The sequence below is a fragment of the Bacillota bacterium genome, assembly GCA_040754675.1.
GTDB lineage: Bacteria > Bacillota > Limnochordia > Limnochordales > Geochordaceae > Geochorda.
In genome coordinates, this window is record JBFMCJ010000025.1 from 1 (window position 1) to 18176 (window position 18176).

18 protein-coding genes are annotated in these 18176 nt (G+C 67.6%); 1 reads left to right on the top strand and 17 read right to left on the bottom strand.

Features of this window, described 5'->3' with window-relative positions:
- The 12 genes from AB1609_02840 to AB1609_02895 all read right to left on the bottom strand — a co-directional run.
- The coding region (locus AB1609_02840; GenBank protein ID MEW6045404.1) for a CHC2 zinc finger domain-containing protein at positions 1–324 on the bottom strand (324 nt) is incomplete at its 3' end.
- A 179-nt stretch (positions 325–503) separates the two neighbouring features.
- On the bottom strand, positions 504–3188 hold the full coding sequence (ppdK, locus tag AB1609_02845) for a pyruvate, phosphate dikinase (protein MEW6045405.1): 2685 nt from the start codon (positions 3186–3188) through the stop codon (positions 504–506).
- Positions 3189–3201: 13 nt separating this feature from the next.
- Entirely contained in the window at positions 3202–5292 is a 2091-nt protein-coding gene (gene glyS, locus AB1609_02850) for a glycine--tRNA ligase subunit beta (GenBank protein MEW6045406.1), read from the bottom strand.
- A complete protein-coding gene (gene glyQ / locus AB1609_02855; protein MEW6045407.1) occupies positions 5273–6193 on the bottom strand; it encodes a glycine--tRNA ligase subunit alpha in 921 nt (306 codons plus the stop codon). The genes glyS and glyQ overlap by 20 nt, the downstream gene beginning before the upstream one ends.
- 168 nt (positions 6194–6361) lie before the next feature.
- The gene (locus AB1609_02860; GenBank protein ID MEW6045408.1) at positions 6362–6793 is read right to left on the bottom strand and encodes a DUF4342 domain-containing protein; all 432 of its coding nucleotides are present in this window, start codon (positions 6791–6793) and stop codon (positions 6362–6364) included.
- On the bottom strand, positions 6711–7607 hold the full coding sequence (gene recO, locus AB1609_02865) for a DNA repair protein RecO (protein MEW6045409.1): 897 nt from the start codon (positions 7605–7607) through the stop codon (positions 6711–6713). The genes AB1609_02860 and recO overlap by 83 nt, the downstream gene beginning before the upstream one ends.
- 18 nt (positions 7608–7625) lie before the next feature.
- Positions 7626–7844: a DUF2905 domain-containing protein gene (locus tag AB1609_02870; protein MEW6045410.1), complete on the bottom strand. Its 219-nt coding sequence runs from the start codon at positions 7842–7844 to the stop codon at positions 7626–7628.
- A gap of 14 nt (positions 7845–7858) precedes the next feature.
- Positions 7859–8923 (bottom strand): Holliday junction branch migration DNA helicase RuvB, encoded by a 1065-nt coding sequence (gene ruvB, locus AB1609_02875; GenBank protein ID MEW6045411.1) that lies wholly within the window; start codon positions 8921–8923, stop codon positions 7859–7861.
- Between the two features lie 22 nt (positions 8924–8945).
- Positions 8946–9572: a Holliday junction branch migration protein RuvA gene (gene ruvA / locus AB1609_02880; GenBank protein ID MEW6045412.1), complete on the bottom strand. Its 627-nt coding sequence runs from the start codon at positions 9570–9572 to the stop codon at positions 8946–8948.
- Entirely contained in the window at positions 9569–10126 is a 558-nt protein-coding gene (ruvC, locus tag AB1609_02885) for a crossover junction endodeoxyribonuclease RuvC (GenBank protein MEW6045413.1), read from the bottom strand. Before ruvC ends, ruvA begins: the two co-directional genes overlap by 4 nt.
- Positions 10123–10893, bottom strand: coding sequence for a YebC/PmpR family DNA-binding transcriptional regulator (locus AB1609_02890; protein MEW6045414.1), 771 nt, complete (start codon positions 10891–10893; stop codon positions 10123–10125). Before AB1609_02890 ends, ruvC begins: the two co-directional genes overlap by 4 nt.
- A gap of 126 nt (positions 10894–11019) precedes the next feature.
- Entirely contained in the window at positions 11020–11574 is a 555-nt protein-coding gene (locus tag AB1609_02895; GenBank protein ID MEW6045415.1) for a GtrA family protein, read from the bottom strand.
- Between the two features lie 9 nt (positions 11575–11583).
- Between AB1609_02895 and AB1609_02900 the strand changes: the two genes are divergently transcribed.
- Entirely contained in the window at positions 11584–12678 is a 1095-nt protein-coding gene (locus AB1609_02900) for a mannosyltransferase family protein (protein ID MEW6045416.1), read from the top strand.
- Here the strand turns inward: AB1609_02900 and AB1609_02905 are convergent.
- The 5 genes from AB1609_02905 to AB1609_02925 all read right to left on the bottom strand — a co-directional run bounded on the left by AB1609_02905 (position 12579) and on the right by AB1609_02925 (position 17987).
- Complete coding sequence (locus tag AB1609_02905; GenBank protein ID MEW6045417.1) at positions 12579–13433, bottom strand: glycosyltransferase family 2 protein; 855 nt, start codon at positions 13431–13433, stop codon at positions 12579–12581. The genes AB1609_02900 and AB1609_02905 overlap by 100 nt on opposite strands.
- Before the next feature lie 159 nt (positions 13434–13592).
- Complete coding sequence (locus AB1609_02910) at positions 13593–14465, bottom strand: DUF1028 domain-containing protein (protein MEW6045418.1); 873 nt, start codon at positions 14463–14465, stop codon at positions 13593–13595.
- 15 nt (positions 14466–14480) lie between these two features.
- Positions 14481–15428, bottom strand: a complete 948-nt coding sequence (locus AB1609_02915) for an ABC transporter permease (GenBank protein ID MEW6045419.1) — start codon at positions 15426–15428, stop codon at positions 14481–14483.
- Entirely contained in the window at positions 15394–16344 is a 951-nt protein-coding gene (locus AB1609_02920; GenBank protein MEW6045420.1) for an ABC transporter permease, read from the bottom strand. Before AB1609_02920 ends, AB1609_02915 begins: the two co-directional genes overlap by 35 nt.
- 26 nt (positions 16345–16370) lie before the next feature.
- Positions 16371–17987, bottom strand: coding sequence for an ABC transporter substrate-binding protein (locus tag AB1609_02925; GenBank protein ID MEW6045421.1), 1617 nt, complete (start codon positions 17985–17987; stop codon positions 16371–16373).
- Positions 17988–18176: the final 189 nt, after the last annotated feature.

Consider the following 18176-nt stretch of genomic DNA (forward strand, 5'->3'; position numbering starts at 1 on the left):
GCTTTCGACGTCGGCGCCCATACCGACCCGTTCCGCCACCCGCCGCACCGCATCCACGAAACTCAGCCCCTGCAGCTTCATCAGGAACGTGAATACGTTGCCGCCTGCCCCACACCCGAAGCAGTAAAAAAGCTGCCGATCGGGGCTGACCGTGAACGACGGCGTCTTCTCGGCGTGGAACGGGCACAGCCCTTTGTAGGACTTGCCGGCCGGCCGCAGCGCGACGAACTCCGAGACGACATCCACGATGTCGGCTCGTGCCCGCACCCGGTCGGCTACGGCGCCCAGCGCCCCCGACCCGGCCCCCGGCTGCCCACCTGCCACGCCCCACCATCCCCCTAAATGCTTCTCGGGCGACGGGTGGTCTGCCGTTGGTTTCGGTTCCCGGTGCCCACATCCTTCGACCCCCCGGTACCGGCTTTCCGCCATGGCAAGTGAAAGAGCCCTGGAATCCAGGGCTCTTTCTCCCCTGCGTTCCAGCCGCTACCGGGCCCACCGCTCTCTCAGTCGGCGGCGTGGGCCTCCACCAGCCGGGCCCTGCCGCCCGCGCGAGGCTTGCTCAGGTTGGCCTGCGCTGCCGCAAGCCGTGCCACGGGCACCCGGTAGGGCGAGCAGCTCACGTAGTCCAGGCCCGCCTCGTGGAAGAAGTGGATCGAAGCCGGGTCGCCGCCGTGCTCGCCGCAGATCCCCACCACGAGCTTCGGGTTGCCCTTCTTCCCGCGTTCGGCACCCATCCGCACCAGCTGCCCGACGCCCTCCGTGTCCAGGGTCTGGAACGGGTCGGCTTTCAGCAGCCCCATCTCGATGTACTTCGGTACGTACTTGCCCACGTCGTCCCGGCTGAAGCCCAGCGTCATCTGGGTTAGGTCGTTGGTGCCGAACGAGAAGAAGTCGGCCTCCTTGCCGATCTCCTCGGCCATCAGCGCGGCGCGCGGCACCTCGATCATGGTGCCGATGTGGTAGCGCAACCGCACCCCCTTCTCCGCCATGACCTCTTCAGCCACCCGGCGGCACCGCTCCTTGAGGAAAGCAAGCTCGCCCTGCGTGCCCACCAGAGGGATCATGACCTCAGGTTCAATCTCGTGGCCCTCCTGCGCCAGCTGGCAGGCCGCCTCGAAGATCGCCCGGGTCTGCATCTCGTAAATCTCCGGATAAACGATGCCCAGGCGGCACCCGCGCAGGCCCAGCATCGGGTTGGCCTCCCACAGCGCCCGCACCCGGGCCTCGATCACCTCGGGTGCCACGCCCATCTCCCGGGAGACCTCGGAAATGGCGGCCGGCTCCTTCGGGAGGAACTCGTGCAGCGGCGGGTCCAGGAGCCGGATCACGACCGGATGGCCCAGCATCTCCTTGAAGATCCCGTAGAAGTCGCCGCGCTGCAGCGGCAAGAGCTTGGCGAGCGCCCGCTGCCGTTCCTCGGGTGCGTCGGAGACGATCATCTCCCGCATCGGGGTGATCCGGCCCTCGCCAAAGAACATGTGCTCGGTTCGGCACAGCCCGATACCAGCGGCGCCAAACTCCCGCGCCACCCTGGCGTCCTTGGGCGTGTCCGCGTTGGCCCGCACGCCCAGCGCCCTGAACTCATCAGCCCACGAAAGCAGGGTGCTGAAGTAGCCGCTGAGTTCGGGCTGCACAAGGGGCACCTTTCCGATGTAGACGCTGCCCGTGGTGCCGTCGATGGTGACCCAGTCACCTTCCCGGAGCGTCTGGCCGTTGACGTGCGCCACCTTGTGGTGCTCGTCGATGTCCAGCGCGCCGCACCCCACGACGCAGGGCTTGCCCATGCCCCGGGCTACCACCGCGGCGTGCGAGGTCATGCCGCCCCGGCTGGTCAAGATGCCCTCGGCCTTGAACATTCCGCCGATGTCCTCGGGAGACGTCTCCGCCCGGATCAGCACGACCTTGAGCCCCTGATCCGCCATCCGTTCGGCGTCCTCTGCAAAGAAGGCGATCTGCCCGACCGCAGCGCCCGGCGAAGCCGGCAGGCCCTTCGCTACGGCCTCGGCCTTCGCGTTGGGATCGATGATGGGGTGAAGCAACTGCTCGATCTGGTCAGGCGCCACGCGCATCACGGCGGTCTGCCGGTCGATGAGCCCCTCCTGGGCCATCTCGACCGCCATCCGGACCGCCGCCAGCGCCGTGCGCTTGCCGACCCGGCACTGGAGCATGTAGAGCTTGCCCTGCTGCACCGTAAACTCGATGTCCATCATGTCCCGGTAAGCCTGCTCCAGCCTCCGGTTGATGTCCTCGAGCTGGGCGTAGACGTCCGGCATCTCCTCCTTGAGGCGGGAGATGGGGAGCGGCGTGCGAATGCCCGCCACCACGTCCTCGCCCTGGGCGTTGATGAGGAACTCGCCGTAGAAGACCTTCTCGCCCGTCGAGGGGTTGCGCGTGAACGCCACGCCGGTGCCCGAATCGCTACCCATGTTGCCGAACACCATGGCCTGGACGTTCACCGCGGTGCCCCAGTCGCCGGGGATGTTGTGAATCTCCCGGTACTTGATGGCTCGGGGATTGTTCCACGAGTCGAACACCGCGTTGATGGCGCCGCGAAGCTGCTGCCACGGATCCTCGGGAAAGTCGTGGCCGGTCTGCTCGCGCACGATCGCCTTGAACTCGGCCACCAGTTCCTTGAGATCCGCGGCGGTCAGCTGAGGGTCTTCGGTCACGCCGCGCGCCTTTTTCCTGGCGGTGAGGCGCTCCTCGAACAGGTGCCGCGGCACCTGGAGCACCACGTCGCCGTACATCTGGATGAAGCGCCGGTAGGAGTCGTACGCGAAGCGATCGTTGTTGGACTGCCGGGCGAGGCCCTGGACGGTCTGGTCGTTGAGGCCCAGGTTGAGCACCGTGTCCATCATGCCCGGCATGGAAACCCGCGCACCCGAGCGAACCGAGACCAGGAGCGGGTTGTCGGGGTCACCGAAGCGCCGGCCCATCGCCTGCTCGAGGCGCCGCAGGCTCTCTTTGACCTGTTCATCCAGCCCCTCCGGCCACCGCTTGTCCCGGCGGTAAAACTCGATGCAGGCCTCGGTGGTGATGGTGAAGCCCGGGGGCACCAGGATTCCCAGGTTGGCCATCTCGGCCAGATTGGCGCCCTTGCCTCCCAGGAGGTTCTTCATCTCCGCCCGGCCTTCGGTCTGGCCGGCGCCAAAGAAGTACACCCACTTTGCACGCCCGTCCACTGACATCCCGCTGGCCTCCTCACGTCCGCGCCGCCGCTTTGGCGGTGAGCGCGGCGAAGTTCGCGAACTCACCGAAGGCACCCACGACCCGCGACAGGATCTGCAGGCGGTTCGCGCGCACCTTCTCGTCCTCCGTCATGACCAGAACCTCTTCGAAGAACCGGTCCACGGCCGGGCGAAGCTGGGCAAGCTCCCTGACGGCCCCCACCAGGTCCCCCGACGCAGCCGCCGCGCGGGCCAGGGGAACCACCCGGTCCAGCGCCTCCACCAGCACCCGCTCCGCCTCTTCCTGCAGCAGGTCCGGGTCCACGCTCCCGTCTCCGAGCCGCCCCCGGGCCAGGTTGTACGCACGCTGGAACGCCACCATGGCGTCCTCGAAAAAGGGAGCCCGGCGAGCCCGGTTCAGTTCCCGCGCCCGGTGCGCCGCGCCGGACAGGTCGTCGACGTCGACGCTCAGAGCGGCCTCCACCACGTCTGCATCCAGCCCGGCCTCACTCAGGATGCCGCGCAGGCGCTGGCGGATAAACTCCCGCACGTCCGATACGACTTCAGACGCCGGGCGTCCCAGCCGGCCGCCGTAGTTTTGGGCGGCCTGAGCGATCGCCTCCTCCAGGTACCAGTGCCATCCCCGGCCCAGCGTGATGCGCACGATGGCGAGAGCGTGCCGGCGAAGCCCGAACGGATCCTCCGAACCGGTCGGCATCAGGCCGATTCCGAAGAAGCCGACGACCGTGTCGAGCCGGTCGGCAAGGCTCAGGAGGGCCCCGGCAGGCGTCGCCGGGAGTTCGGCGGCGGCACCGCGGGGCTGGTACTGCTCGGCGATCGCGACCGCCACGCCCTCCGGTTCCCCTGAAGCCTTTGCGTACTCGCGGCCCATGATGCCCTGGAGTTCCGGAAACTCGAATACCATGTGGGTCGTCAGGTCAGCCTTGGAGAGCAGCGCGGCCCGCTGGGCCCACCCCGCCTCCGGCGCGCCCAGCCCCACCCGGTTCGCGAGGAACCGGGTGAGTTCGACTACCCGCTGAACCTTGTCGTACATGGATCCCAGCCGCTCGTGGAAGACGACCCCTTTCAGGTCCTCCACCCGCGCTTCGAGAGGCCGCTTGCGGTCCTCGTCGTAGAAGAACCGCGCGTCGGCCAGGCGCGCCTCGAGCACCCTCTCGTTGCCCTCCCGAACCACGGCTTCGTCGATATGGGCGCCGTTCGCCACCACCACGAAGGCGGGCATCAGGCTCCCGGCGTCATCGGCCATGGCGAGGTAACGCTGGTGGACCGCCATCGTGGTCGTCAAAACCTCGCGCGGCAGTTCAAGGTAGCCGGCGTCGAACCGACCCACCAGCGCAACCGGGTACTCCACCAGGTTCGTGATCTCGTCGATCAGTTCGGGCGAAGCCAGGACCCGCCCGGCGTTACGGGCGGCGGCCGCCTCGATCTCGTCCACCACCATCTGGCGCCGGCGCACCACATCGGCCACGACACCGGCCGCCAGCATGATCGATTCGTAATCCTCCGGGTTCGGGATGGTGACCGGGCCCGGGTGCGAAAGCCGGTGGCCCCGGCTTTCCCGGCCCGCCTTCAGCCCGTCGATCTCCACCGGGACCACCTGCGTGCCGAACAGCACCACGAGCCAGCGGATGGGGCGGGCAAAGCGCAACTCACCCGGGCCCCAGCGCATGCTCTTGGGGAACGAGATCCGCCGGACGACGCCGGAGACGATCTCGGGCAGGATCTCCTGGGCCGCCCGGGCCGGCTCCCGCTTGACGGCAAAGAGGTATTCCCCTTCTGGTGTGGACCGCACCACCAGCGACTCCGGAGAGACCCCCTGGCCCCGCGCGAAGCCCAGCGCCGCCTGCGTAGGACGGCCCTGCGCGTCAAGCCCGATGCGCCGCGCCGGCCCCCGCACGAGCACTTCCCGTTCGGCCTGGCGCTCGAGAACCCCGTCGAAGATGGCTGCAAGACGCCGCGGGGTGGCAAAGCCGCGCGCTTTGAGGCTTCCGAGGCGCGCCTCGTCCAGCGCGGCTTGCATCATCTCGAGCATCTGCCGCAGCGCGTCCTGGACGACCCGGCTGGGAAGCTCTTCGCAGCCGATTTCAACCAGCAGGCTCTGCATGTTGGGAAATCGTCGCTTTCGCCGCCGTGCGCCGCCTGGCCAGCAGCGGGAAGCCCATCGCCTCACGCTGTGCCAGGTAGATCTCGGCGCACCTTCTGGCAAGCTGCCGCACCCGGCCGATGTAGGCAGTGCGTTCCGCCACGCTGATGGCGCCCCGGGCATCGAGCAAGTTGAACGTATGGGAGCACTTCAACACGTGCTCGTAGGCAGGGAGCACCAGTCCGCTGCTCACCAGGTGCTGCGCTTGATTCTCGTAGGTGTCGAACAGCGAACGCAAGGTGGACGGGTTGCTCTCCTCAAAGTTGTAGTGGGATTGCTCGACCTCGTTTTGCCGGTAAACGTCCCCCCACGTTATGCCGTCCACCCATTCAAGATCGAAGACGGAGGACTTCTTTTGAATGTACAGGCCGAGGCGCTCCAGCCCGTACGTAATCTCCGCGGAGATAACCGGAAGCTCAAACCCTCCCACCTGCTGGAAGTACGTGAACTGGGTCACCTCCATGCCGTCGACCCAGACCTCCCAGCCGAGGCCCCAGGCGCCCAGGGTGGGTGCCTCCCAGTCGTCTTCTACGAAGCGGATGTCGTGCCGCTCGGGTTCGATGCCGATGGCGCGCAGGCTTTCCACGTAAGTTTCCAGGACGTCGTCCGGAGCGGGCTTCAGGATCACCTGGTACTGGTAATAGCGCTGCAAACGGTTAGGATTCTCACCATACCGCCCATCGGTGGGCCGGCGGGACGGCTGGACGTATGCCGCCCGCCACGGCTCAGGCCCCAGCGCCCGCAAGAATGTCGCCGGGTGCATGGTGCCGGCACCGACCTCCATGTCGTAAGGCTGGAGGACGATGCAGCGCTGGTCGGCCCAGAATCGCTCCAGGCGGAAGATAAGCTCCTGGTAGTTCACGCGGGTCTTTCTCCAATCCGCAAAGACCGGCGGAGTGCGCGCCGCCTTAGGCGGGGTTTTCGTCCCGCCAGGACGAGTCGCGTCCCGCCTCTCATACCCGCGACGGCTGCTGGATCACGGCGGCACTATATCAGAGCCTTTCCGGTACTGTCAACCTTCGCAAGAGCCTCAAACGCCCGAACCGGCCGCCTCCTCCGCGACCCGCCCGTCGGCCGCATTCCTCGGCGAGGCGCTCGGCTCCGCCCGCTCGAAGCTCACCCGGCATCCGGTCACCAGGCACGCCGCCACCCCGGCAGCCGCCAGGTAGGGTGCCAGGATGGCCCCCAGCAAGCCAACCGTAACGGGCACTTGCAGGTAGGTCTGGTCGCCCCTGTAGACCCGCATCGAGGTCCGGTTGCCCTGGCGCACCAACTCCCGGATGCGCTCGGTCACGTCGGCGCCTGGCATCGGCCGGTGAGCCGGGCGGCCTCCGCGCCGTTCCCACAGGATCAGGGCCGAGACGACATCGCCCCCGGCCTCATCCAGCAGGTCTCGGGCCTGCTGGTAACCGAGCTCGGTCCGTTCCCGGATCAGGTCGATCTTGCGCAGCTCGTCCTCCAAGACCGTTCACGCTCCCCTCCGTGTCCCCCGGCCCGGCGCCCGGTACCGGGGGAGGGCCGTCCAGGCTGTTCCAGAAGTGCCACGCCTTGGACGGCGCCGGCAGGCGGAACTCGATGAAATCATACAACGCCCGGCGGATCTGCAGGGCGGCCTCCCGTGAACTTTTCAGCCGCAGACAGGCCTCAGTCCCGTGTTCTCGCAGGTGGTGCAGGGCGGCGCGAGCCTCGGGCTTGAGGAGAGGCGCCCTCGGGTCGCGCCGCACCGCACAGGCAGCGCAGAGGCTTCCCCCCTCCCGCGCGGAAAACCGCACCGTCTCGGCGGCCTGCAACTCCCGCCCGCACCCGGCACAGCCATCCAGGACCGGTGCGTACCCCATCAGGTCCATCAGGTGTACCTCGAACCAGCTCAACACCTGATGCAGCGCCGCCTCCGGGGCAGACGCGAGCTGGGACCAGGTATTGAGCAGGGCCGAAAACAGCGCCTCCGACGGTTCCCGGGTCTCGACCAGCAGGTCTACCAGTTCTGCCGTAACGCTTGCCGCCGCCATCCGCCGTAAGTCTTCCCGCAGCGCCCTCAGGCCATGACTGAGCAGTTCCGCCTGCTGGATGCTGTCAAGCTCCCGCCCGGACATCAAGAGGTACCGCGCGTGGCAGAAGGGCTGTGTCGCGCCCAGGAGCCGGCTTCGGGGCCGGCGGCTCCCCCGGGCCACCGCCTGCAGTTTGCCCTCGCTGCGGGTGTAAAGCGTCAGGATGCGGTCGGCCTCGCCCAGGTCACGAACCCGCAGCACCAGGGCTTCTGCCCGGTACAGGCTCACCGCGGCGCACCTACCGTCCTAGCGCCGCATGAGCCCGAGGATCAGGGTGAGAACCAGGCTCAGGAGGATCGAGGTGGTCAGCGGGAAATAGAAGCGGAAGTTGCCTCGCTGAAAGTAGATGTCGCCGGGCAGTCGCCCGAGGCCCGGCAGCCACCCCCGCGCCACCACCTCCAGCACCACCCCGATGAGGGCAATGGCCAGCCCCGTTATCACGAGCAGCCGCCCGAACCCCGCCAGTTCCGGCACAAACCTCACTCCCTGTCGTCCGTCGCGAACAGGTTCGCCTGCCGGCGCCCTTCGCCTCTCGGGCCGCGGGCCGTCACGGAGAGGTGCTCGCTGGCGAGCCGGGTCGCCACCCGGCCCCTTGGGGTTCGCTGCAAGTAACCCTGCTGCATCAGGAACGGCTCGTAGACGTCCTCGATGGTCTCGGCTTCCTCGCCCAGCGCGGCCGCCAGCGTCTCAATCCCCACCGGCCCGCCGTCAAACTTCTCGATGATGACCGAGAGGAGCTGCCGATCCACCGCGTCAAGCCCCTGCTCATCCACGTCGAGAAGCAGAAGCGCCCGGCGGGCGACCTCGCGGGTGATCACGCCGCCTGCCCGCACCTGGGCGTAATCCCGCACGCGCCGCAGCAGGCGGTTGGCCGTACGGGGCGTTCCGCGGGAGCGCCGGGCAATCTCTGCGGCACCGTCGCCGTCGATGCGGACGCCCAAGAGCTTCGCGCTGCGCCGGATGATGGCCTGGAGTTCTTCGACCGAGTAGAAGTCGAGCCGCAGGATGACCCCGAACCGGTCCCTCAGCGGCGACGTCAACATGCCGGCCCGGGTCGTGGCGCCGATCAGGGTGAACGGGGCAAGCTCCAGCCGCACCGACTTCGCGCCGGGCCCCTTGCCGATGACGATGTCGACGGCGAAATCCTCCATGGCCGGGTAGAGCACCTCTTCCACCACCCGGCTCAGGCGGTGGATCTCGTCCACGAACAGGACGTCCCTGGGCTTCAGGTTGCTCAACAGCGCCACCAGGTCACCCTGGCGTTCAATGGCAGGCCCGGATGTCATGCGAAAGTCGACGCCCAGTTCGTGGGCGATGCACCCGGCCAGCGTGGTCTTACCGAGTCCCGGTGGCCCGTAGAGCAGCACATGGTCGAGCGGCTCCTGACGGCGGCGCGCCGCTTCGATGAATAGAGCCAGGCTCTCCTTGACGTGCGACTGCCCGATGTACTCGCCCAGGGTGCGAGGCCGCAGCGCTCGATCCAGCTCGACGTCCTCGTCACGCCGTCTGGGCGAGACCAGGCGCTCCTCGCCGGCTTCCGGCATCGCAAGACTCCTTCGAACCGCGCTAGCGACCTTCGGCAGCGGCCGCCAGCGCCGCTTTGATCAGCGCCTCCAGGTCCGCTTCCACCGCGACGCGCCGCCCGGCGGCCCGAACGGCCCGTAGAGCCTCCTGGCGCGAATAGCCCAGGCTCACCAGCGCCTCCACCGCGTCCCGGGACCCGGGATGCCGGGCGCTCTCGCGCTCGAGCACCTGGCCCTCGCCGCCGCCTGAGCCCCCCACGAGTTCCCTGGCCCTGTCGGCGAGTTCGACGCAGAGGCGTTCGGCGGTGCGCTTGCCGATCCCTGGTATCCGCTGCAGGGCGTCCGTATCGGCTCGCGCCAGCGCCTCCAGTACGCGTTCCGGAGGCAGGGCGGAAAGGGCCGAGAGCGCCAGCTTCGGACCCACGCCCGACGCCTGGATCAGGAGTTCGAAGACCTGGAGTTCAGCCTCGGAACTGAAGCCGAACAGATCGATGTGTTCTTCGCGCAGCCGCGTATGCACGAACAGAGCGACCGGTTCCTCACGCGGGTGCAGTGCCAGGACCTGCCGCGTCGAAAAGGGGATGAAGAGGCGATAGCCCACACCGTTCACGTCGATGATGGCATCCGCCCAGTTGAGCGCGTCAATGCGGCCGCGGAGCTTGCGGATCAAGCCCTGCCTACCCCCGGGGCGTTTGACCTGTCCGGTCCCGAAAAGCGTGCGCCGCACAGGGCAAGCGCCAGGGCATCCCCCTCGTCCGGGGCCAGGGGCCGCCGCAGCGCGAGAAGGTGGCGCACCATGTAAGCGACCTGCTGCTTGGCGCCCTGGCCCTGGCCCGTAATGGTGAGCTTGACCGCCTGGGGCGTGTACTCCACGACCCGGGCCCTGGCCTCGGCAGCTGCCAGCAGCACCACCCCTCGCGCCTCTCCCACCGCCATTGCTGACCGCAGGTTGCGGTTGACGAAGAGCCGTTCCACAGCCACCAGGTCCGGCGAATGGCGGGAAAAGAGCCCGCTCAGCTCCCGGTACAGCACCAGCAGCCGCTGCTCGACCGGCCACGACGCGTCGGTTTCGATGGTGCCCGACTCCAGCACCTCCAAGCGCTCGTCCGTACCCCGGATGACGCCGAAGCCGGTGCGGGCCAGGCCGGGGTCAATCCCGGCGATGGTCATCACGCCCGGCCGGGGCGTGCGCGCAAGCCGGCCGGCCTGCGGCCCCTCGTTCAAGTTTGGAGGGCCTCCATGACCTCGTCGCCGATGTCGAAGTTAGCGTGGACCTCCTGGACGTCGTCGTGGTTCTCCAGCGCGTCCACCAGCCGCAACACTCGCTCCGCGTCGGAACCCTGCACGGAGATGGTGGTCTTCGGGATCATGGTCAGCGACGCCTCTTTGCAGTGGTAACCGCGCCGCGTGAGTTCCTCACGCAAGTGAGCCAGAGCGGCGGGCGCGCAGATGACCTCGAACCCATCCCGGCCCTCCAGCGCGCGCACGTCGTCTCCGCCCGCTTCGGCCACGTCCAGGAAGAGCTTCTCCTCGTCGATCCGGGCGCCGGGACCGGGCGCCGGTGTCACTTCGAGCCGCCCCTTGGGCACGAACTGCCAGGCAACCGAGCCACTCTCCGCGAGGCTCCCGCCGTGCCGCGTGAAGAGGTGCCGCATCTCACTGGACGTGCGGTTGCGGTTGTCGGTCATCGCGACGACCAGGATCGCTACACCCCCCGGCCCGTACCCCTCGAAGATGGCCTCCTCGTACGCCTCGCCGCTGTCGGCGCCGGTCGCCTTGCGGATGGCGCGCTGGATGTTGTCCATGGGCAGGTTGGCTTCACGGGCCTTGTCGATGGCGAGACGCAAGCGGAAGTTGCTCTCGGGGTCGGGGCCGCCCTGACGGGCTGCTACCATAATCTGCCGGGTCAGCTTGGAGAAGACCTGGCCCCGGCGGTAGTCCTCCTTCATCTTCTGATGCTTGATGTTGGCCCACTTGGAGTGTCCCGACATGGCCCCTTCCTCGCCCTCGAAAGGCGCGCACCTGTTTGCCCGGTGCCGCCAGTGCTCATTCTAGCACGGCCAATCGGGGACTGCCAATAAAAGGGCGGCCTCGTCAGTCCGAGCCTGGGATCCGGGTCAATCCCTGAACGCCCACAAGCAGTAGCCGCCGTAGTTGACCATGGCGGTCACCAGGCTGCCTCCAAGCCGGGCGAGCGGTGCCCGGGTGGCGGCCAGCACCACCGCGTCCGTCCCCGCTGAGGAGGGCAGCCACTGCGCCAGGGCGGCTGTGACCGCGGCCCCCGCGACCAGGCCGGCCACAGTGACGAGCACGAACCTCAGGGGATCCCCTTTCCTGCGGAACACCCACCGGCGCTGGAGAAAATAGCTCTGGATCATCGCCACGGAACTGGCAGTAAGCGCCATCCCCCCGTGAGCCCAACCGGCCCGTGGTTGGAGCAGCATCACACCGAGGGTGTAAACGAGCATGTCGACGGTTGTGTTGAGCGCGCCACCCAGAGCGAACCGGAACCACCGCTGCCGGATCCACCGGTGAAAGCGGCACCGCCAAAGGAGCAGGATGCTCGTTCGCTCGTCGGCCGAATTGCCGCGGCCTTCCTGGGGTCGCGGCTGGCCCTTCTGCTCGTTGGCTGGGTCGCGTTCCTGCGTATCCCGGGTGGCCGTCCCGCTCAACCCTGGCCGATGCCCGATGCGCCCCTGGTCTTCACCATGTGGGATCGGTTCGATTCCCAGTGGTACCTCCAGATCGCGGCTCATGGCTACGGCTTTACTTCCAGGCGTTACTCCCCCGAGGCATTCTTCCCGCTCTACCCCCTGGTGATCGGAGTGAGCCAGCGGCTCACCGGCCTGCCGGGGGTGGCACTGGGGGTGTTGTGGAGTAACGCCTTCTTCCTCGCCGCCCTCGTACTGCTCGGCAGGCTGGTGACGCTGCGATTCGGCGGGGAGCTTGCGTGGCGCACGGTGCTGTACATGATCCTCTTTCCCACCAGCTTCTACTTCTCGGCTGTGTACACGGAGTCGCTCTTCTTGCTGGCGGCCGTCGCCGCGTTCTACGCGGCCGAGCGAGGCCGGTGGTGGCTCGCGGGCCTTTCCGGAATGGCGGCGGCGCTCACGCGTAACCTGGGCGTGACCCTGTTCGTGCCGCTCGCCTGGCTTGCCTGGGAGAAGGGGAAGAGGATTGAACGGGACGGGAGCCCCATGCGTCACGACCTGCTGGCCCGGATAGCACCCCTCTCCCTGATCCCTCTGGGCTTTGCTCTCTGGACTGGATACCTGTGGGGGACGAAAGGCGATCCGCTGCGATGGATGCACGTGGAAAGCGCCTGGGGCCGGGTGCTCGCACCCCCTTGGACCGGCCTGGCGATAGCCGTGGGGCGGGTCCTCACGCCCCCGCCGCCCCCGGATGAACCGTTCGAGCCCGGTACCTATGTCAGCGCCTGGCGCCCACAGTTCGCGCCGCTTTACAGCGCCATCGACGGCGGCACGGCCCTCACGTGGCTTACGCTGGCGGCACTCGGGCGGCGCGCCGGTTTGGGGTGGCCCTACGTGCTGTACACACTGACGGGGGTGTTGATACCGCTAAGCGCCCCGACCATCCGCGCGATGACACCACTTGCCAGCATGACACGCTACGTCGTCGTTCTTTTTCCGGTGTTCATCGTGCTCGCCCGGCTCGCCTACCGCCGCCCCTGGCTTGACACGGCGCTCACCGCTGCGTTTCCCGCTGTCCAGGCGCTGCTGTTCATCCTGTTCACGACCTGGAACTGGATAGCCTGAGTTCGCCCCAAAAGACGGCTGCGCCAGCGCCCGCGCTCGAGGTTGAGCCACAACCCGGCGAGCTCTTTCAGCGCGCGCACGATGACTCGGGGGTTCGCACCCGTTGCACGCCCGGCGGTGCGCGGATAGTGGCGAACGGGGAGCTCGGCGACCCGACAGCCGCGCTCGAAGGCCTTGGCCAGGATCTCGGCGTTGATGGAGGCGCCGTCGGCGCCGAGCGAAAGCGAGCGCAGCATGTCGCCGCGAAAGAGCTTGAAAGCGCAGTCCACGTCTCGAACCGCCACGCCAAGCGCCAGCCGTACCAGCCAGTTCCAGCCGGCAGCATTGAGCAGGCGGATCCGGTGGTCGCGCCGCCGCGCACGATAGCCCAGCAGGGCATCGTACCCGTCGCGCCGGGCAAGAAGCCGACCCAGGTCACGGATGTCGAACTGGCCATCGGCGTCCATGAAGAACACCCAGTCCCCCGCTGCGGCGCGAAACCCGCTTCGCAGCGCCGCGCCGTACCCCAGGTTGCGAGGGTGCTGGAGAAGCCGTACGGCTGGATGGGTCAGGGCGAACTCACGGACGAGGGACGCGGTCCCGTCCCGGCTGCCGTCGTCGACCACCAACACCTCGTGTCGTAGCGCCAAGCGATCCAGGTACTCCACCGCCCGGGACAGTGTGGTAAGGATGTTGGGTTCCTCGTTGAACGCGGGAAAGATGACGCTCAGTTCCGGCCGGGGGGCGGCGGGCGTCGCGGAAATCTCGGTGGTCATGGGCGTGCTCCCCTTCGGGCAGACCGCTCAGATGCCGCTTGCGTGCGGCCGCCCGGGGGTAGTCTCCCCGCTCACCCGGCCGTGGGGGGAACCGAGCCGCTGGCTTGGCTGGCGAGACCAGGTTCAGGTGGGCCAACAGCGGCATCGGTGGGGAACCTCTCAACTCGCGTAGTCTTTTAACAACGCCTGCACCAGCCCCGCCGGGATTTCATGAGATGCCGTCAACGTGACGCCCTTGGCCGCACCGTAGCGGCGGAGCGCACCGAGGGTTGCAGGATCGGCCTGCCCGGTGAGCGGTCCCTCGTAATACCCCCTGTACCGGAGCACCGCCTGGGCGAATAGCACCATGTCCTCCGTCAGGTCCACCCGGTCTTCGGGGTCTTTCGGGAGCGACCGCCGGCTGAGAGCGAGCAGGCGCTTGAGCTCCGGAATCGGTGCCGCGTGGTCGTCGACCCGCAAGTCGAACATCCGGTCGTTGCCCCCGCCGTATCCCGATCCCTCCCGTACGACGTAAAGGGCAGCCGACTGACGCCCCCGCCGGTCGCCGCCGGCTGCATCTCCGGCCTCAAGCGCCGCCACCAGGCGTTCGGCCAGCGGCACCTCTTCGCTGGCCGCCTCGAAGGCCACCGCCATCTGTTCGAGTACGTCCGGCCCTGCCAGGATGTTCCCCTGGCACGTGTAGCCCGCACCGATTCGGTGCCCGGCCCAGGGAAGGCAGCGCGGCCCTGTGAAGGCGGCGCTTTCACCCCTGCTGTCCACGACGCCCACCTGCCGCACATCCCGCCCCGAATCCTCGCCTACCAGGCGGTCCACCACCTCCTGTGCGGAAAGCCCGGCGGCCAACAGCGACAGCCCTTGCGGGCCGTAGCGCGTGTTGGCGAATGCCTGCGTGGCAACGGCCCCCGCTCCCGCCTGCGCCCATGGCACTACCGAGCCCACGGCCAGGAATTTGGAGGCTACGGCGACACCCCATTCCCTGCGCCGAACGTCGCAGCCCACAATCGAAAACGTACTGACGAGCAACCCATCCACCGATGAATCACCCCTTCACACATTCCGGGCGGTTCGCCGGCGCAGCAGGAGGTCGCGCAGACCGTCGCCCAGAAGGTTGAAGCCAACGACCGTCAGGCTTATCGCCAGCCCCGGAAAGGCCGTCACCCACCACTCGCCGCGCATCACGGCTTCCCGCCCCCGGTTGAGGATGTTCCCCCAGGTTACCAGGTCGGGCTGAGCACCCAGCCCCAGAAACGACAGGGCCGCCTCAGCGATGATGTACTGGGGGATGTTGAGCGTGACGTACACCACCACCGGGCCTACGACGTTGGGCAGGACGTGCCGCCACAGGATCCGTCCGTCGGCAAGGCCCAGAGCTCTCGCCGCTTCGATGTAGGGTTCGGCCCTCACCGACAGCACCTCCGCCCGGACGATACGGGCGTAGTCGACCCAGCTGACAATGCCGAGCACCAGCATCACGTTCCAGAGGCTCTGTCCCAAAAAGGCCATGGCTGCAATGGCCAGCACGATGAACGGAAATGAGTAGATGGTGTCAACCAGCCGCATGATCATCTCGTCGAGCACTCCGCCGTAGTAGCCGGCAGCAAGCCCCAGCGGCACCCCGATGAGAAGGGCGATGAACCCCGAGATGAAGCTGACGGCCAGCGATACCCGCCCGCCGTAGACAACCCGGCTGTAGATGTCCCTGCCGGCCCAGTCCGTTCCGAACCAGTACCTGGCGCCCGGCGGCTGGCTGGCGTCGTCAAAGTGCATCTGGTTGGGGTCGAACCGGGCGAATAGCGGGGCGAACGCCGCCGACACCACGAACAGGCCCACCAGCACGACCCCGGTTAGCGTCGCCCAATCGGCAAAAAGCCGGGCGGCCCCGCCCCACAGGCGGCGCCGGGCGCCGGCTGCCTGGAGCAGGGTGTCCGGCGCCGCCTCACGTGACTTTTCAGCCAGCGCCTCAGCTGAACCGAATGCGCGGGTCGATGAAGGCATAGGCCACGTCCACCATCAGATTGATCAGGATCACCCCGGCGCCGATGGCCAGACTCACCGACTGCACCACGGGCAGGTCGCGTGCGTTGACGGCCTGCACCAGCAGCCGCCCGAGCCCGGGCCAGGAGAAGACCTCCTCGACCACCACCGCGCCCCCCAACACCAGCGCCAGCTGCAGCCCCATGACCGTCAACACCGGCGTCATCGCGATTCGCAGGGCGTGGTGCAGCAGGAGTCGGGACCGCCCCAGCCCCTTGGCGCTGGCCGCGGTGATAAAGGGCTGGTCGAGGACGTCTACCAACCCGCCTCTTAGCAGCCGGCTCACCAGGGCCGCGTTGGGGACCCCAAGGGTGGCCGCCGGCAGGATGAGGTACCGCCAGGTCTCAGCTGAGGTGAAGCTGATCCGCGCCGGCGGTAAGGGACTGACCCAGGCGAGCCGGACCGCAAAGTAGCTAAGCAGCAGAAGTCCCACCCAGAAGCTCGGCATCGAAAGTCCGATGACCGAGGCCACCCTGCTGATGGCATCCGCGGCCCGCCCCCGGTAAGCCGCCGAGACCAGGCCCACGGGGAACGCTACGGCCCAGGCGAGCAGCATCGCCGCCAGCCCCAGCACCGCTGTTCGCCCGACAGCGGGGAACAGCTCGTCCTTCACCGGAATGCCGCTGACGATGGAGCGGCCCAGGTCGCCCCGCACGACGCTGGTGAGCCACAGGACGTACTGCACGGGTACCGGCCTGTCCAGGTTGTACCGGCGCTGGAGCTCGGCTACCAGCTCGCGGCTCGCCCCCTGCTGGAACTGCACCAGGAACTTGACGGGATCCCCCGGGATCAACTTCATCATCGCGAACACGACAGCCGATACCCCGAACAGGGTGGCAAGACCCGTCAGCAGACGCCGGCGGATGTAACGCCACATCCCAGGCCTTCATCCCCTCGCGCAGCTCATTGCTTCCAGACGACGGCGCCCACGTCGGGCTCATACAGGTGGAACTGGTAAGCCGGCACGGGGTACGCGCGCAGCCCTCTGACGTTTTTGCGGAAGAATGTGGTGAGCACCTGGTGGTCGACGAAGACCCAGATGTTCTCCCGTGCGATGGTCTCCTGGGCCTCCCGGTAGATGCCCCCCCTTTTCTGCGGGTCGAGCGTCTGGCGGCCCGCGACGAACAGCTCTTCGAGCCTGGGGTGCCGGTACGCCGTGATGTTGCAGCAGGCGGGACTCCGGTTGTCGTACCCGAACAGGTACGAGAGGCTGTTGGGGTCCCAGTCGATGCTGAACCACAGCACCACCAGGTCCAGCAGGTTCGGGGAGTTTTCATCCAGGAGCATGTTGACGAAGCTGCCCCATTCGTACTGTTGGATGCGGGCGTCGATGCCGGCCTGGCGCAAGGACTGAGCGATGACCTCCGCCACCTGCACCCGCACGGGGTCCTGGTCGACCTGTATGGCCGTCCGGAAGCCGTTGGGGTATCCGGCCTCCCGAAGAAGCTCCCGGGCCCGCTGGACGTCGTAGGTGGGCACCATCTCCCGGATGCCCTCGTGGTGGTAGAGCGCCTGCGCGGGCGTGATGGGGCCGAACGCGGGGATTCGGGTGCCTCTGTAAACCACCCGGACGATCTGGTCCCGAGGGATCAGGCGGGCGATGGCCTCCCGCACCTTCGGGTTGTCGAAGGGCGGTTTGTTGTGGTTGATGATGAGTTCCTCGTGGTGGAGCGCCACCGTCTCCACGTATCCGATGCGCGGGTCGTTCTTCAGGCGGGCGATGTCGCCGGGCGCCACACTGTCGACGGCGTCCACCGAGCCCGACAGCAGGGCCGCCAGGCGGGCCGAGGGTTCGACGATGGGGCGGAAGACCACCCGATCGAGGTAGGGCCTCCCCTGCCAGTAGCCTTCAAAGGCCGCCAGCTCCAGGTAATTGTTGCGCTCCCAGCCGCTGAACCTGAAGGGCCCGCTGCCAACCGGGTGCTGGCGGACATAATCCTCGCCCATGGTTTCAACGTAGCGGCGGGGAACGATCATGACGCCGCCGAGCATTTCCAGGAACGGCGCGAAGACGCCTTTCGTCTTCACTTCGATGGTGTAGCGGTCGACGACTCGTGAACTCTCGTACCACTGATACACGTCCGGCTCGCGCGGAGTGCCTTTGTAGCGCTCAAACGAGAATTTCACGTCCTCCGCTGTCAGTTCGCTGTCGTCATGGAATTTGACGCCGTGCCGGAGGTAGAACCGCCAGGTGGTGGGGCCGAGCTGCTCCCACCGTTCGGCCAGGAGGGGCTTCACCGAACCATCGAAATCCACTCGAACGAGGCCCTCGTACATGGTGTACAGCGCGGCTTTGGCGGAGGCCACGTCCGTGATCTGGGGAGGGTCTACCGCGCTGACCGCGGCATCGATGCCGATGGTCAGGGTGCCGCCGAACTTCGGTTGCTCCGCTGCGCCCTGCGCCGCGGCGGCGGTCCCGGCCGGGGCCCCCGCCGGGATGACGGCCCCTGGCCCTGTCAGGATGATCCCCAGCGCCGCAAACGCGAACGAGAGCAGTGCGATCTTCTTTACAGAGGCCAAATCGGACACCGTCCTTCTTTGGAGGGTTCGTTTCCGTCGGCAAAACGGCTCGCGCGTACGTCCGGCTGTGCGCCATCTCTGTTTAAAGGATGTGGATACCGCGTAAGTCCCGGAATCCCTCCTTTCGGATGAGCGCTGCAAAGGTCGCAATGGACGAGCCAAGCAAATACGAAGCGGCGCGGCTCCGAT

What these genes read in the sequence shown, in the direction of transcription:
- AB1609_02890 (MEW6045414.1), bottom strand. Translation starts at nt 10,893, where the DNA reads ATGTCGGGACACTCCAAGTGGGCCAACATCAAGCATCAGAAGATGAAG.
- AB1609_02915 (MEW6045419.1), bottom strand. Translation starts at nt 15,428, where the DNA reads ATGCCTTCATCGACCCGCGCATTCGGTTCAGCTGAGGCGCTGGCTGAA.
- AB1609_02905 (MEW6045417.1), bottom strand. Translation starts at nt 13,433, where the DNA reads ATGACCACCGAGATTTCCGCGACGCCCGCCGCCCCCCGGCCGGAACTG.
- ruvB (MEW6045411.1), bottom strand. Translation starts at nt 8,923, where the DNA reads ATGCCGGAAGCCGGCGAGGAGCGCCTGGTCTCGCCCAGACGGCGTGAC.
- glyS (MEW6045406.1), bottom strand. Translation starts at nt 5,292, where the DNA reads ATGCAGAGCCTGCTGGTTGAAATCGGCTGCGAAGAGCTTCCCAGCCGG.
- ppdK (MEW6045405.1), bottom strand. Translation starts at nt 3,188, where the DNA reads ATGTCAGTGGACGGGCGTGCAAAGTGGGTGTACTTCTTTGGCGCCGGC.
- AB1609_02920 (MEW6045420.1), bottom strand. Translation starts at nt 16,344, where the DNA reads ATGTGGCGTTACATCCGCCGGCGTCTGCTGACGGGTCTTGCCACCCTG.
- AB1609_02900 (MEW6045416.1), top strand. Translation starts at nt 11,584, where the DNA reads ATGCCCGATGCGCCCCTGGTCTTCACCATGTGGGATCGGTTCGATTCC.